The 13,340-nt window shown below is 60.7% G+C and carries 15 protein-coding genes; 4 read left to right on the top strand and 11 right to left on the bottom strand.

Annotation, left to right across the window (positions count from 1 at the left end):
• Positions 1–15: 15 nt before the first annotated feature.
• The 3 genes from F3G95_RS11945 to F3G95_RS11935 all read right to left on the bottom strand — a co-directional run bounded on the left by F3G95_RS11945 (position 16) and on the right by F3G95_RS11935 (position 3,057).
• Entirely contained in the window at positions 16–702 is a 687-nt protein-coding gene (locus F3G95_RS11945) for a hypothetical protein (protein ID WP_149795130.1), read from the bottom strand.
• 120 nt (positions 703–822) lie between these two features.
• Positions 823–2,352: a HAMP domain-containing sensor histidine kinase gene (locus tag F3G95_RS11940; RefSeq protein ID WP_149795129.1), complete on the bottom strand. Its 1,530-nt coding sequence runs from the start codon at positions 2,350–2,352 to the stop codon at positions 823–825.
• An 18-nt stretch (positions 2,353–2,370) separates the two neighbouring features.
• On the bottom strand, positions 2,371–3,057 hold the full coding sequence (locus F3G95_RS11935) for a response regulator transcription factor (RefSeq protein ID WP_149795128.1): 687 nt from the start codon (positions 3,055–3,057) through the stop codon (positions 2,371–2,373).
• A gap of 302 nt (positions 3,058–3,359) precedes the next feature.
• Between F3G95_RS11935 and F3G95_RS11930 the strand changes: the two genes are divergently transcribed.
• The 4 genes from F3G95_RS11930 to F3G95_RS11915 are packed head-to-tail and all read left to right on the top strand — an operon-like array spanning position 3,360 to position 7,801.
• Positions 3,360–4,673: an SMP-30/gluconolactonase/LRE family protein gene (locus F3G95_RS11930; protein WP_149795127.1), complete on the top strand. Its 1,314-nt coding sequence runs from the start codon at positions 3,360–3,362 to the stop codon at positions 4,671–4,673.
• A gap of 15 nt (positions 4,674–4,688) precedes the next feature.
• Positions 4,689–5,249 carry a TIGR01440 family protein gene (locus F3G95_RS11925; protein ID WP_149795126.1) on the top strand — a complete coding sequence of 187 codons (561 nt, stop codon included), beginning with the start codon at positions 4,689–4,691 and terminating at the stop codon, positions 5,247–5,249.
• A gap of 5 nt (positions 5,250–5,254) precedes the next feature.
• Complete coding sequence (locus F3G95_RS11920) at positions 5,255–5,974, top strand: YggS family pyridoxal phosphate-dependent enzyme (RefSeq protein ID WP_149795125.1); 720 nt, start codon at positions 5,255–5,257, stop codon at positions 5,972–5,974.
• Between the two features lie 42 nt (positions 5,975–6,016).
• Positions 6,017–7,801: an ABC transporter ATP-binding protein gene (locus tag F3G95_RS11915; protein ID WP_149795124.1), complete on the top strand. Its 1,785-nt coding sequence runs from the start codon at positions 6,017–6,019 to the stop codon at positions 7,799–7,801.
• A gap of 62 nt (positions 7,802–7,863) precedes the next feature.
• On the opposite strand, the gene F3G95_RS11910 is transcribed toward F3G95_RS11915, so the two are convergent.
• The 8 genes from F3G95_RS11910 to F3G95_RS11875 form a co-directional block, all read right to left on the bottom strand.
• Positions 7,864–8,814, bottom strand: coding sequence for an ROK family glucokinase (locus F3G95_RS11910; RefSeq protein WP_149795123.1), 951 nt, complete (start codon positions 8,812–8,814; stop codon positions 7,864–7,866).
• A gap of 213 nt (positions 8,815–9,027) precedes the next feature.
• Complete coding sequence (tatC, locus tag F3G95_RS11905) at positions 9,028–9,831, bottom strand: twin-arginine translocase subunit TatC (protein ID WP_149795122.1); 804 nt, start codon at positions 9,829–9,831, stop codon at positions 9,028–9,030.
• Positions 9,832–9,834: 3 nt separating this feature from the next.
• Positions 9,835–10,035: a twin-arginine translocase TatA/TatE family subunit gene (gene tatA / locus F3G95_RS11900; RefSeq protein ID WP_149795121.1), complete on the bottom strand. Its 201-nt coding sequence runs from the start codon at positions 10,033–10,035 to the stop codon at positions 9,835–9,837.
• A 92-nt stretch (positions 10,036–10,127) separates the two neighbouring features.
• The gene (locus F3G95_RS11895) at positions 10,128–10,658 is read right to left on the bottom strand and encodes a twin-arginine translocase TatA/TatE family subunit (RefSeq protein ID WP_149795120.1); all 531 of its coding nucleotides are present in this window, start codon (positions 10,656–10,658) and stop codon (positions 10,128–10,130) included.
• Positions 10,659–10,885: 227 nt separating this feature from the next.
• Positions 10,886–11,770 (bottom strand): fumarylacetoacetate hydrolase family protein, encoded by an 885-nt coding sequence (locus F3G95_RS11890; protein ID WP_149795119.1) that lies wholly within the window; start codon positions 11,768–11,770, stop codon positions 10,886–10,888.
• 15 nt (positions 11,771–11,785) lie between these two features.
• Positions 11,786–12,337 carry a DJ-1 family glyoxalase III gene (locus tag F3G95_RS11885; protein ID WP_149795118.1) on the bottom strand — a complete coding sequence of 184 codons (552 nt, stop codon included), beginning with the start codon at positions 12,335–12,337 and terminating at the stop codon, positions 11,786–11,788.
• 88 nt (positions 12,338–12,425) lie between these two features.
• On the bottom strand, positions 12,426–12,728 hold the full coding sequence (locus F3G95_RS11880) for a YerC/YecD family TrpR-related protein (protein ID WP_149795117.1): 303 nt from the start codon (positions 12,726–12,728) through the stop codon (positions 12,426–12,428).
• A 112-nt stretch (positions 12,729–12,840) separates the two neighbouring features.
• A complete protein-coding gene (locus F3G95_RS11875) occupies positions 12,841–13,329 on the bottom strand; it encodes a GNAT family N-acetyltransferase (RefSeq protein ID WP_149795116.1) in 489 nt (162 codons plus the stop codon).
• Positions 13,330–13,340: the final 11 nt, after the last annotated feature.

Genomic DNA, 13,340 nt, shown 5'->3' with positions numbered 1-13,340 from the left:
GTTTTTGGTCGTTATTTAATCTACACAGAAATAGAAATTCTCGGGAACGGGGAAAGACTCTTCGGCGGAGCTGACGCTTACGCGGTAGAGGTAACCTTTACGGAGGTGATAGATCGCAGAAGTGTCGGTATATTCAAGATCGGGCCCGAAGGGGTCGTAATCGTCCTCAATGTCAATGAGGGTATTGGGGTCCTGACCGGCTTCCACTACGGCTTTTACATCTGCAATGGTCTTGCCCTTATAAAGGTCCATGTTATAACTCCAGGAAGGAGTAGTGACGACGGTGCCTTCGGGAACATGGAATACAAAATAACTCTCGTTCGTGCGGGCTGTGTCGCCGTAAGGAACGCTTACAGTGATCTGTTCCACACTGTTCAGCGGCTGAGAGAGGGTATAGGTGCCATCGGTGATCCAATCAGAAGTAAAGGCACCATAAAGAGACCACATGTCCTTTGATACACCGATGACCTCATCCTTTTCTACCGTATAAGCCCGGATAGAGGTGGAGCCGACCTGATATTCGACGGTCACAGCCAGATCTTTCTTTTTCTGTGCGCCATCGACAGTGGTAACAGTGGAACGCTTTTCTTCATACTTTACGGGAGCTGCTGCGGCACTGGCACTTAAAGTGACCGCGCTCAGAATCAGTGAGGCAGCTGCCAGAACGGCGAATCTTTTCAGAAAATGCGGACAGGGCTTCATATTCTTTCCTCCTGTATTATATGATGCAATAAATTGAATCCAACTCGATTATAGGCGTCGAAGAAAAAAACATCAAGAGAGAAATACGATTTTGGAAGAAAAGACAAAATGCCGGCAGCTTTATTGTGCAGCTGCATCTTCGGTATCGGTCATGATGAACCAGAACACAGTGCCTTTGCCCACAGTGCTGTGGACGCCGAAGCGGAAACCGTGCTGCTGGAAGATGGCTTTGGTGATGGAGAGGCCGAGGCCGGTCCCCTGCTTGCCTGCGTCGGAGCGGGAGCGGTAGTAGCGGTCGAAGATATAGGGCAGGTCCTCGGCGGAGATGCCGGGGCCGTGGTCTTCCACCTCCACCCGGACTCCCTCGGGGCAGCGGAGCGCCCGCAGCACGAAGATGCCGTCTTCGCCGATGTGGTGCATGGCGTTGCCCAAAAGGTTATGCAGCGCGCGCTGCATCATGTCGGGGTCGGCGCAGACCGGAAGCTCTTCGTCGGGGATCTCCAGCTTGAGCTGCCAGCCGTTCTGGGCGCAGACGGCGTCGTAACGCTCGCTCACCTCGTCGCAGAGCTGGCCCATGTCGAAGTGGACCTTCTCGCACTTGAGTGCGCCGCTCGTGACCTTGCTCAGCTCCATGACGCTGGAAACAAGGGCCGTCAGGCGGTCGGTCTCGTCCACGATGATGTTCATCTGCTCGTCGCGGTGCTTCTTGTCGTCGCCGGTCAGATCGCGCACCGTCTCGGCATAGCCCTTGATGAGGGTAAGCGGGGTGCGCAGGTCGTGGGAGACGTTGGCCAGCAGGTCGCGCTGCATCTGGGAGGCGTGCTGGACCTCTTTTGCCATGTGGTTGAACTCCTGGGCCAGGTCGCCCAGCTCGTCGTTCCGCACCGAGTCCACATGGACGGCGTAGTTGCCCTGTGCCACCTGCCGCGCAGCCCCGGAGAGAGCCCGCAGAGGCTTTGTGAACCACTCACTGAACAGCCATGCCGCCGACATCGAGAACGCGAAAATGAGGGCCGCAGCCAGCGGCAGGACGGTGCTGAGCACCTTGCCGGCCTCGGCCACATGCATCAGGCTGGTAGTCACCAGCACAGTGTAATTTCCGTCGGAGGTCATCCGGCCCACCATCAGCTGGACGGAGCCGGAGGGGGTGGGCGGGTTGATCTTCCGCACCACTGTGCCGCCGCTCTCCCGGCAGAGCTGCCGCATGGCGCGGGCCGTGGTGTAGGCGGTCTGTTCATCGGCAGTGTCGGTGGGGCGGGTGCGGTGAAGGTTGCAGTAGGACAGGTTATCCACCTTGAAGATCTGCCGCAGGGTGGTGTCGGAGATGTCGATGCAGAAGCTGCTCATCCCGCCCAGCTCGAAGATGTCGTCCCGCAGCGCGTTGAAGAAGGTGTTGTTAACGTACAGCCGGCTGCCGAAGGCCCAGTAGGAGAGGGTCTCGCCCTTCCCGATGGCCTCGTCCATCCGGGCTACGATGGCCTCGGCCTGCTCGGTGAGCTGCTTCTGGATATGGGTGGTGTAGAGGGGCTCCAGCAGCTGGGTGCTCAGAAACCAGAACAGCCCCACCAGCAAAAGGCAGATGAAGCACAGAAAGCCCATGAGCTGGCCCCGGATGCCGATGGTGCGCCGTGTTTTGCTCGTTTGCCGCATGAAGAGCAGAGCCTCCGCTTAACGCGCCGCGTCGGGGTCGAACTTGTAGCCGATGCCCCAGACAGTGGCGATGTAGCCGCGGCACTTGCCCAGGTGGCCGCGCAGCATCTTGACGTGGGTGTCCACGGTGCGGTCCTCGCCGAAGTAGTCGTAGTTCCACACCTTCTGCAGGATCTTCTCGCGGCTGAGGGCGATGCCCTTGTTGGAGGCCAGGAAGACCAGCAGGTCGAACTCCTTGGGCGTGAGGCTCACTTCCTCGCCCGACACCTTGACGGTGTGGCTGGCCGTGTCGATGGACAGCTCCCCGAAGGTCATGGTGCTGTCAGAAGCCTCGGTGCGGGGCATGGTGCGGTTGAGCACAGCCTTGACACGGGCCACCAGCTCCCGGGGGGAGAAGGGCTTGACCACATAGTCGTCAGCGCCGCCCTCGAGGCCGGCCAGCTTGTCGTACTCCTCGCCGCGGGCCGTCAGGATGATGACGGGGGTGTTGATGCGGCGGGTGCGCATCTCCCGCAGGCAGGTCATGCCGTCCATGAAGGGCATCATCAGATCGAGGATGACCAGATCGTAGCCGCCGCCGGTGAGCAGCGACAGGGCGGCAGAGCCGTCCCCTGCCTCCTCGCAGGTGTAGCCCGAATACTGTAAATTCTCCCGGATGAGCTCCCGGATGCGGGGCTCGTCGTCAACGATAAGAATTTTTGCCATAAGGCATTCCTCCTAAAAGCTTCTATCTCCCAAGCGCCGGAGGCTGCTCAGAGCCAGCCCGGCGGAATTGTATACTGCACTTAAGTCTATCATACCCTATCAATTAGGAATTTTTGTGAAGTTTGAGTAGATTTTTTGGGAAAACATCCCAGTGGGTGCGTTTCATGTCTGCTCTGATTATAAAGGGCCGCTTCGGGGGCTGTCAAGCTTGGCCTCATCTTGCGCAGAAAAGCCGAAGTGTGCTATACTACAATGATAAAAGACTTCCACGAAATCTGACAAATACAAAGGAAAAATTGTTCATGCGCATTGGATTCGTAGAGCTGGTACTGCTCCTCTTCATTGCATCCATCACGGTAGGGCCGAACGTGGCCCTCTTTGTGGACCGGTGGCTCCGCCGCGCCCAGCGTACGTCTGCCGCCGCTGCCCGCCGGAAGGCCCAGCTGGAAGCACAGGCCGCCATCGAGCGGGAAGCCCTGATGACCCGCTTCCGGGTGGCCAGCAACATCTTTGCCCTGCTGATGCTGGCGGCGCTGGCGTACGGCCTGCTGCTGCGGCCCATCGACACGCCGCCGAAAGCCTACACCGCCCCGGATGTGCGGCAGGACACCGGTGCCGCGCAGGCGGCCCTCTCCGCCGACAGCAAGGACAGCTGGAAGCTGGGCGGCTATCTGGGCGTGGACTGCGTCCGCACCCAGGACGGCCTTGTCTACGCTGCTGCCTACAACGGTGCGGCCATGAAAAAGCGTCAGAGCGACCTTGTCCGCACCGACGGCGGACACACCGCGGCCATCCTGTCGGTGGAGGGCGAGTTGACCAGCTTTGCCTTCGACGCCGACGGCGACTTGTGGCTGACGGTGGTGACGCCCTCCGGCGGGGCGCTCTGCCGCGCCCGGCATGACAGCTGGGGAACCTCAGTGGAACAGGTGGTGACTCAAATCGACGGCGCACCGCTGGGTGTGCTGTCGGCGGTGGAGACCGGCCCGGACGGGAAGGTCTATTTCGCCGTGTCCACCGAAGCCGCTGCGAAAAACGGGCTGGAAAGCGCTCTCCGCACCGAGCTCATCGCCCACACCGGCACGGGCTGCGTCTATGTGTATGACCCGTCGGCCCGGACGGTGGAACAGGTGCTGGGCGGCGTGGCCGGTGCGGCTGGTCTGGCCCTCTCGGAGGATGGCCGAACGCTGTACGTCTCCGACCTCGGGAATCGCTGCATCTGGAGTGTGGACGCCGACGCCCGGGAGCTGACCGCCGGCGGCAAAAACTGCGGGAGCTTTGTGTCCGGCCTGCCGGGATACCCCGGCGCATTGGCGCTGGACGAGGACGGCACTCTCTATATCAGCTACCGCTGGACCCGCAGCGGCTGGCTGGAAAAGCACGCGGACAGCACCCTTCTGCGGGGCATCGCCCTGCGGGCCGGTGAGAACATCCAGAAGAAGCTGTTCAAGCTGCCTGCGGACGCCCCCTGCGCCGAGGCTGTGGACACCGCCGACGGAAGCTGGAAGCAGACATTCTCGGGCAGAGAGCTGGACGGCTGCACGGCGGTGTGCCCGGCGGGAAGCAAAGTGTATTTCGGCGCGGCAGGCTCTGCCAGCCTGCTGTCTGCAAGAGTATAAAACGAGGTGTTTTTTATGACGGAAGAGTTCAAAAAGCAAATCGAGACCGAAGCGCGGCAGGCTGTGACGGAGCTGCTGGCCCAGGCAAAGCTGAAAAAGGGCGACGTCTTTGTGGTGGGCTGCTCGTCCAGCGAGATCGTCGGCGGCCACATCGGCAAGGACTCGAGCCTTGAGGCTGCACAGGCTGTCTACGCCGGCGTCGCACCGGTGCTGGCCGAAAACGGCATCTGGCTGGCCGCACAGTGCTGTGAGCACCTCAACCGTGCCATCATTATTGAGCGGGAAGCCGCTGAGAAATACGGCTGGGAGGAAGTCTGCGTCGTGCCGCGTCCCCATGCGGGCGGCAGCTGGGCCACCACCTGCTGGAAGCAGTTCAAAGACCCCATCGCGGTGGAGGAGATCCGCGCCCACGCAGGCATCGACATCGGAGGCACCCTCATCGGAATGCATCTGCGCCGGGTGGCTGTGCCGGTGCGGCTGTGCCTTTCGAAGATCGGCGAGGCCAACATTCTCTGCGCCCGCACCCGCCCGAAGCTCATCGGCGGCGAGCGCGCAAAATATACCGAGGAGGACTGAGCTCTATGGCAGAAAAGAATCTGGAAGAGATGCGGGAGGCAGTGGAGGCCATCCGCGAAAAGATGGCCGCAGCGGCCCGGGAAGCAGGCCGCGACCCCGCCGAAGTGCAGCTCTGCGCGGCCTGCAAGACCCGCACCGCGGACACCGTCGCCGCCAGCGCGGCCCTTGCCATCGATGTGTTCGGCGAGAACCATGTGCAGGAGCTTTGCGCCAACTACGACGCCGGTGCTTACTGCGGCAAGCCCAGTCACTTCATCGGCCATTTGCAGACCAACAAAATCAAGAAGGTGCTGGGCCGTGCAAGCCTCATCCAGAGCGTGGACAGCGAGCATCTGCTGGCCGCCATCGAAAAGGAAGCCGCCAAGGCCGGCATCGTGCAGGACGTCCTGCTGGAAGTGAACATCGGCGGCGAGGAGTCGAAGTCGGGCGTCTCGCCGGAACAGCTCTGGCCCCTGCTGGACGCTGCCGCCGCAGAAGAGCACATCCGGGTCAAGGGTCTGATGGCCATTCCGCCCGTCAACGACGACGACGCCCAGAACCGCCGGTATCTGGCCCAGGTGTACAAGCTGTTCGTGCAGGCCGGGGAGCGGGGGTACCAGAACGTGAAGATGGAGACCCTCTCCATGGGCATGAGCGGCGACTTTGAGAATGCCATCCGTGAGGGGGCCACCCTCGTGCGCATTGGTACGGCCATCTACGGCGAGAGAGATTATAGTAAGAAATAAGCGGCCTGAGAGGGCAAGCCAGCTTGAAAAAATGGAGGAACCATGCAAAAAGTCAACGACCCCGCAGTGCGGCACACCAGCAGCGGCGCCCTCATCCGGCGCTTTCTGCCCTATCTGGCAAAATACAAAAAGACCCTGTTCATCGACCTGTTCTGTGCGGCGATGACCACCCTGTGCGACATCATCCTGCCCAAGATCATGAGCACCATCACCAACTCCGCCATGGGCGTGGGCATCACCCTCACGGCGGGCATCGTGCTCAAGCTGGCGGCAGTGTACTTCGTGCTCCGCATCATCGACGGTGCTGCGCAGTATTTCATGTCGGGCATCGGCCACATCATGGGCGTCCACATCGAGACGGACATGCGCCGGGACGCCTTCGACCATCTGCTCAGGCTCGACCACACCTACTACAACAACACCAAGGTCGGCACCATCATGGGCCGCATCACCAATGACCTGTTCGACGTGACCGAGTTCGCCCACCACTGCCCCGAGGAATTTTTCATCGCGGGCATCAAGATCCTGACATCCTTCCTCATCCTGTGTCAGGCCAGTGTGCCGCTGACGCTGGCCGTGTTCGCCTGCGTGCCGCTGATGGGCGTCGTGTCCGTCAAGCTGAACCAGCGCCTGCGCGCCCGGTTCCGCCAGCAGCGCGTCCAGATCGGTGAGCTGAATGCCACCATCGAGGACAGCCTGCTGGGTCAGGGTGTGGTGAAGGCCTTTGCCGCCGAGGACGAAGAGCGCGAGAAATTCGCCAGAGGCAACAAGGATTTCGAGAATATCAAGACGCTGGGCTACTACGCCATGGCTGCGTTCAACACCTCCACCCGCCTCTTCGACGGCCTGATGTATCTGGTGGTCATCCTTGCGGGCGGGCTGTCGCTGGTGTACGGCAAGATAACCGCCGGTGATCTGGTGGCTTATATGCTCTACGTCACCACCCTCATCGCCACCATCCGCCGTATCGTCGAGTTCGCCGAGCAGTTCCAGCGCGGCATGACCGGCATCGAGCGCTTTGCGGAGATCATGGATACCCCCGTGACCATCAAGGATGCCGAGGACGCAAAGCCTCTGCAGCCCGGCCCGGGCGCCATCCGCTTCGAGGACGTCAGCTTCGAGTACCCCGACGACCACAACAAGGTGCTCCACCATGTCAGCCTTGACATCAAGGCCGGTGAGCGTCTGGCGCTGGTCGGCCCGTCCGGCGGCGGCAAGACGACGCTCTGCAACCTCATCCCCCGCTTCTACGAGGTGACGGGAGGCCGTATCCTCATCGACGGGCAGGACATCCAGCACGTCACCCTCAAGAGCCTGCGGGAGGACATCGGCATCGTCCAGCAGGACGTCTACCTGTTCAGCGGTTCGGTGGCGGATAACATCGCCTACGGCAAGCCCGGCGCGACCCGGGAGGAAATTATCGAAGCGGCTCGTCTGGCGGGCGCAGAGCGCTTTATCAGCGCCTTGAAGGACGGTTTCGATACCTATGTGGGTGAGCGCGGCGTCAAGCTCTCGGGCGGTCAGAAGCAGCGCATTGCGATCGCGCGGGTCTTCCTGAAGAACCCGCCCATCCTCATTCTGGACGAAGCCACCAGCGCCCTCGACAATGAGAGCGAAATTCTGGTGGGCCAGAGCCTCGAAAAGCTGGCCCATGGCCGCACGACCCTGACCATCGCCCACCGACTGACCACCATCAAGGACTACGATAGAATCCTTGTGCTGGGCGCAGAGGGTATCGAGGAGTCTGGCACCCACGACGAGCTGCTGGCGAAAAAGGGCGTCTACTACCGCCTGTGGAATCAGCTGCCCGGGGAAGATACGCTGTAAAAAGAACAAATATAACAAAAGAGGCACTGCCAGCGGCAGTGCCTCTTTTGTTATACTCTCTCTTATTCTCCGACAATGAGCCGCACGGCGCCGTAAATACCGGCGTCGTTGCCGAGGCTTGCGGCCTTGATGGGCGTCTCGCGGCAGGACTTGAAGGCGTAGGTCTTGAAGTGCTCCACCAGCGGGTCGAAGAGGACGTCGCCTGCGCGGGCTACGCCGCCGCCGATGAGGAACATCTCGGGGTCGGTGGTGCTGGCAATGGAGGCCAGAGCCATGCCGAGGGTGTCGGTCATCTCGTCCACCTCGCGGGCAGCGAGGGCGTCGCCGCTGCGGGCGGCATCAAAGACGTCCTTGGCCTCAAAATCCTTGCCGCGCAGGACACAGTCTGCATCGGGGTTCTCGTCCAGCAGCTTCTTCATGCAGCGGACGACGCCGGTAGCGCTGGAATACTGCTCGAGGCAGCCGTGCTTGCCGCAGCCGCAGGTGGCCGTCTCGTGACGGTTGACGGTGATGTGGCCGATCTCGCCGCCGGCACCGTGTGCGCCGTCGATGACCTTGCCGTTGACGATGACGCCGCCGCCGACGCCGGTACCCAGCGTGACCATGACTGCACTGCGGCAGCCCTTGGCGGTACCCATCCAGATCTCACCCAGAGCAGCCACGTTGGCGTCGTTGCCCACCAGCACCTTCATGCCGTCCAGCAGGCCGGACAGCTGGGCCGAGACGTTCCGTTCGCCCCAGCCGCCAAGGTTGGCGCAGATGATGGGGACGACGCGGCTGTCCAGCACGGGGCCGGGGACGCCGATGCCGACGCCCTCCACCTGCTCGGAGGTGATCTCCTTCTCGGCCATCTTGGCGTGGATGGCGTCGGCCAGATTCTCGAGGATGTGCTCACCGGCGTTGGAGGTGTCGGTGGGAACTTCCCACTTTTCCAGCAGAGCGCCCGAGGTGGTGAACAGGCCGACCTTGGCCGTGGTGCCGCCGAGGTCGATGCCGAATGCGTATTCTTTCATGACTCATTTACCCCTTTTTCTGCGGCGGTCGCCCGCCGGTTATCATTTGACATCAGTATAACATACTCCGGACCAAAAGAGCAGGGGGCGGGCCGGTTTTTATGCAATCGGACGGAAATAATGCCGTCTTTTTGGCAGAATAGCATAAAACAGGCCGCAAAAAAGCGCACCCTGCAAGCAGCAGAGTGCGCTTTCGTGACGGATGAAAAAGCCTTAGTCCTCGTCTTCCTCTTCCGCGTCCTCTTCGTCATCGCCGTCTTCAGAGCGGGGCTTGTAGAAGATGCCGCTCAGGAAGATGCTGACAAAGTAGAGCAGCACCATCGGGATAGCTACCATGCACTGGGACACGATGTCCGGCGGGGTGACGACAGCTGCGATGAAGAAGATGAGCACGATGGCAACGCCCCGGCCCTTTTTCAAGATCTCGGGGTTGGCGATGCCCATCTTGGAGAGGATGATGGTGACCAGAGGCATCTCAAACACACAGCCAAAGATGATGAACATGGTCAGGCAGAGGCTGACATAGCTCTCGATACTGGTAGTGGTCTGGATGTAGTCGGCACCCTCGATGCCGGTGCTGAGGAACCGGAGCATGAAGGGCATCATGAGCTTGTAGGCGAACATCACGCCCACCACAAAGAGGGCCAGACCCAGCAGGATGACCAGCTTGAGGAAGAAGGTCTCGCTCTTTTTCAGGCCGGGCTTTGCAAAGGCATACACCTGATACAGCGCCACAGGCACTGTGACGACCACAGCCGCCAGCAGGGAGACGCGGAAATACTGCATCAGCTTTTCCTGCGGGGCGATGGACACGAAGGTGTAGAAACCCTGGCCCATGGCGGTCAGCAGGTCGATGAGGCGGTCGGCGTAAGCCAGTGTGACCACGACCGCCGCCACGAACACCACGGCGCAGACGATCAGCCGGTTGCGCAGCTCTTTCAGGTGGCCCGTCAGCGTCATGTTGCCGTCGTCAGGCATGACTTCGGCTTTCTTTTTGCGCTTTACGTTCGTAGCCACAGATTACTCCTCGTCGTCCTTCTTCTCAGTCTTGGTCTCGGCCTTGGCAGTGGTCGCGTCCTCCTCTTCGGACTCCTCCATGCCCTTCTTGAAGTTGTTCATGGTCTTGCCGAACATCTTGCCCAGCTTCGGCAGGTTCTTGGGTCCAAAGATGAGCAGGACGACGACCAGGATGATAAGCAGCTCGTTAGTACCAATACGCATAATAATGATCTCCTTTTTACTTTGCCGCGCCGCGAGGCGGGCTGATTACAATGTATACGGCAACCGCGGGCGCGGGTGCATCGGTGGGGGGATTAAGACTTTGCCTCTTCGGCAGGTGCGGCTTCGGCAGCGGGGGCGGCTTCTTCGGCCACGGGTGCTGCCTCTGCGGGGGCGTCGGTCTTTTCCTCGGCCTTCACAGGCTCAGCAGCAGGGGTCTGCTCTGCCTTGGGAGCTTCGGCTGCAGGAGCCTCGGCAGGAGTCTCTTCGGGCAGCTCCTCGACTTCTTCCAGCTCGGTGACTTCCTCAGCCTGTTCGGCCTTGGCGGCCTCTTCCTTGCTAGTCTTGCCGATGCCGGTGAAGCTCTTGGTGACGTCCTTCACGCTGTTGTCGATGTCCTTCTTGATGTCGGTCAGGGGGGCAACGGCTTCCTTGAGGGGGGCCTGGATCTCGTTCAGAGGCTCCACGACGTTCTTCTGGATCTCCTCAGAGGCAGCGCCGGTGTACTTCTTCAGCTCGCGCAGCATCTTGCCCAGCTTCTTTGCGTAGACGGGCAGCTGGTCGGGGCCGATGAAGACGAACGCGATGACCACGATGACCACGAGTTCCCAAAAACCAATTTTCATATTCTTCCGATTCCTTTCCTCAGCCGCCCGGGAGAGCGGCGATATGGAGTGTGCTGTCAGGGGTTTTCGGCGCGCACCGCGCCTTTGATGCCATACATATACCGAAGATGCATGAACGGAATATGAATTTAATATGAATTGTTCGTGAACAAAAGAGCAATTCAAACGAAAATGCATCGAATGAGTAGAAATTCAGAAAAATAATACAAAATGGAATGCAAACCTGCTCAGCGGACTGTGTTCGTCAGGGTGCCGATGCCCTCGATCTCGCAGCGAACTTCGTCGCCCGGTTTGAGGAAGCAGGGCGGCTCCATGCCCATGCCGACGCCCGCCGGGGTGCCGGTGGCGATGATGGTACCGGCCTTGAGGGTCATGCCCTGCGAAAGCTCTGCAATGACATGGTCAATGTCGAAGATCTGCAGGCCGGTGTTGGAGTCCTGCCGCTTTTCGCCGTTGACGAAGCACCGGATGGGCAGCTTGGGCGGGTAGGTGTCGAACTCGTCCGCCGTGACGATGCAGGGGCCGATGGGAGTGAAGCCATCGAGGCTCTTGCCGAAATACCACTGCTTGTGGGCGGTCTGGACATCCCGTGCGGAGACATCGTTCAGGATGGTGTAGCCGAAGACGTAGTCTTTCGTCTGCCCTGCGGGAACGTCCTTCGCGTCCTTTCCCAGAACGACAGCCAGTTCACACTCGTAGTCCAGCTTTTTCACGAGGTCGGTATGGGCCTCGATGAAGCCGCCGTCCGGCACGGCCCGGGTGACCCGCTTGGAAAAGTAGATGGCGTCCTGATGTTTGGTCGCAAAGGCGTCGGCAGAGTATTTCTCGGCTTCGTCGGAGTGGGCCATGTAGTTGATGCCCAGACAGATGACGTCCTGCGCCGGAGACGGGATGGGACTTTCCGGCATGACGGCCTCAATAGGCAGCGCCGGGATGCCTGCAATGGCCAGCGAAAGCCCGGCCCGCACCTGCGGGGTCAGAAACGGGATGGCGTCGGACAATGTCTCGTAAGAAAGGCCCAGCCAGCTCAGGGGCCAGACCTGACGGCTATCAGCGGAGAGGATGGCCGGGTCTTCCACGCCGTCGGGCAGGCGGCAGGTGATGAAACGCATAGAAAAGCCTCCTTCTCAGTGCCGATACGCGATAGCCTTCTGGATGCGGTCGGCTTCGGCGGGGCCGGCCAGCTGGCGTACCAGCTCGAGGGCAAACGGGATAGCGCCGCCGAGGCCGTAGCTGGTGGTGATGTTGCCGTCTACGACGACTTCCTCATCGTGGACGATGGCACCGGCCAGCTTGTCCTGAAATCCGGCGTGGGCGGTGGCGTTCCTGCCTTCCAGCAGGCCGAGGCTGGCGAGGACGCTGGGCGCGGCGCAGATGGCGGCGACCTTCCTGCCTGCCCTGGCAAAAGAAACGCAGGTGTCGGTGACGGTCTTGTTCTCGGCGAGGTTGGGCGTACCCGGGATGCCGCCGGGCAGGATGACCATGTCCACGTCGCTGTAATCCACATCCTCGGCCAGCGCGTCGGCGTTCAGGTGGATGCCGTGGCTGCTGACGAGGGCGCGGCGGCCCATGGCGGACGCAATGATGACTTCGACCCTGGCGCGGCGGAGAAGGTCGGCCACCAGCAGGGCCTCGCACTCCTCGGTGCCGTCGGCAAAAAACAGAACAGCTTTGCTCATAATCAGATACTCCTTTTATAAATCAAAGAAAAAGCGCACCGCAGGCGGGGCATCCCCGGCCCGCAGTGCGCCAGCGGTCAGTAGAAATTCAGTCTTCGGTGTCAGCGGAGACGCCGTTCTTTTCCAGAATGCGGCGCAGGACGCTGTCGTCCCGGCCCAGTACACGGCTCACGCGGCTGATGATGGCGCTGGATGCGCCGATGTTGCCCATGATGCTGGTGTAGCTCTGCTTGCGCATGAGCTTTTCGGCGATGTTGTAGCGCTGCTCCATCGCGCTCAGCTCTGCGTAGCTGCATACATCCTGCAAGAAGCGGTAGCACTCCTCGGGCGTCTCAAGCTCCAGAAAAGCGGCATACAGGCCGGATTTTCCGGTCGGATGGTCCTTTGCCATATACAGTTCCTCCCCGGTCATTCAATGATGTTGGACCCACAGACGGGTACTTCAATACACTACTTTAGTGTAGTACAAATGAGAAGAAAATGCAATGGTCTTTGCAGGAAATTTACAACATCCGCTCAAAGATCAGCTCGTTGCGCTCGATGCCGCCCTCACTCTCGGCAGGGCCGAGGGAGCGGTAGCCCCGGGCCTTGAAGAACTGCTGCACCGGCAGGGCTTTGGCGTTGACGCCGCACCAGACGCGGCCCCGGCCCTCGCCCCGGGCCAGACGCTCGCAGGACGCCACGATGTCCCGGCCGATGGCCTTGCCGCGGTATTCGGGCTTGAGGTAGAGGTGGAGCAGATGGAGCGAAGTGTTCTCCATCTTCCATGCGAAGTAGCCGATGAGGCTGCTGCCGAGGAAGACGAGGAAGTAGTTCACATCGTTGTCGATGTCCTCTTCGATCGCGTCGGCGCTCTGCAGGCTGTCCACGAGAGCGTCCAGCTGCTTTGCGGGGAAATAGCGTTTGTAGACCTCGTGCCAGACCTCGCTGGCAAGGTCGGCGGTCATGTGGATATATTTGGCCTTGGCGACCAGCTTGTAATCGGGTTTCATAGTCCTCCTGA

The sequence above is a fragment of the Faecalibacterium sp. Marseille-P9312 genome (assembly GCF_902497445.1).
GTDB lineage: Bacteria > Bacillota > Clostridia > Oscillospirales > Ruminococcaceae > Faecalibacterium > Faecalibacterium longum.
This window is presented reverse-complemented; position numbering and strand designations above follow the sequence as displayed.

Coding starts and splice junctions, on each gene's coding strand:
- F3G95_RS11895 (WP_149795120.1), bottom strand. CDS start 10,658: ATGAAAATTGGTTTTTGGGAACTCGTGGTCATCGTGGTCATCGCGTTC.
- F3G95_RS11925 (WP_149795126.1), top strand. CDS start 4,689: ATGACGGAAGAGTTCAAAAAGCAAATCGAGACCGAAGCGCGGCAGGCT.
- F3G95_RS11885 (WP_149795118.1), bottom strand. CDS start 12,337: ATGAGCAAAGCTGTTCTGTTTTTTGCCGACGGCACCGAGGAGTGCGAG.
- F3G95_RS11920 (WP_149795125.1), top strand. CDS start 5,255: ATGGCAGAAAAGAATCTGGAAGAGATGCGGGAGGCAGTGGAGGCCATC.
- F3G95_RS11880 (WP_149795117.1), bottom strand. CDS start 12,728: ATGGCAAAGGACCATCCGACCGGAAAATCCGGCCTGTATGCCGCTTTT.
- F3G95_RS11930 (WP_149795127.1), top strand. CDS start 3,360: ATGCGCATTGGATTCGTAGAGCTGGTACTGCTCCTCTTCATTGCATCC.
- F3G95_RS11945 (WP_149795130.1), bottom strand. CDS start 702: ATGAAGCCCTGTCCGCATTTTCTGAAAAGATTCGCCGTTCTGGCAGCT.
- F3G95_RS11890 (WP_149795119.1), bottom strand. CDS start 11,770: ATGCGTTTCATCACCTGCCGCCTGCCCGACGGCGTGGAAGACCCGGCC.
- tatA (WP_149795121.1), bottom strand. CDS start 10,035: ATGCGTATTGGTACTAACGAGCTGCTTATCATCCTGGTCGTCGTCCTG.
- F3G95_RS11940 (WP_149795129.1), bottom strand. CDS start 2,352: ATGCGGCAAACGAGCAAAACACGGCGCACCATCGGCATCCGGGGCCAG.
- F3G95_RS11935 (WP_149795128.1), bottom strand. CDS start 3,057: ATGGCAAAAATTCTTATCGTTGACGACGAGCCCCGCATCCGGGAGCTC.
- F3G95_RS11915 (WP_149795124.1), top strand. CDS start 6,017: ATGCAAAAAGTCAACGACCCCGCAGTGCGGCACACCAGCAGCGGCGCC.
- F3G95_RS11910 (WP_149795123.1), bottom strand. CDS start 8,814: ATGAAAGAATACGCATTCGGCATCGACCTCGGCGGCACCACGGCCAAG.
- F3G95_RS11875 (WP_149795116.1), bottom strand. CDS start 13,329: ATGAAACCCGATTACAAGCTGGTCGCCAAGGCCAAATATATCCACATG.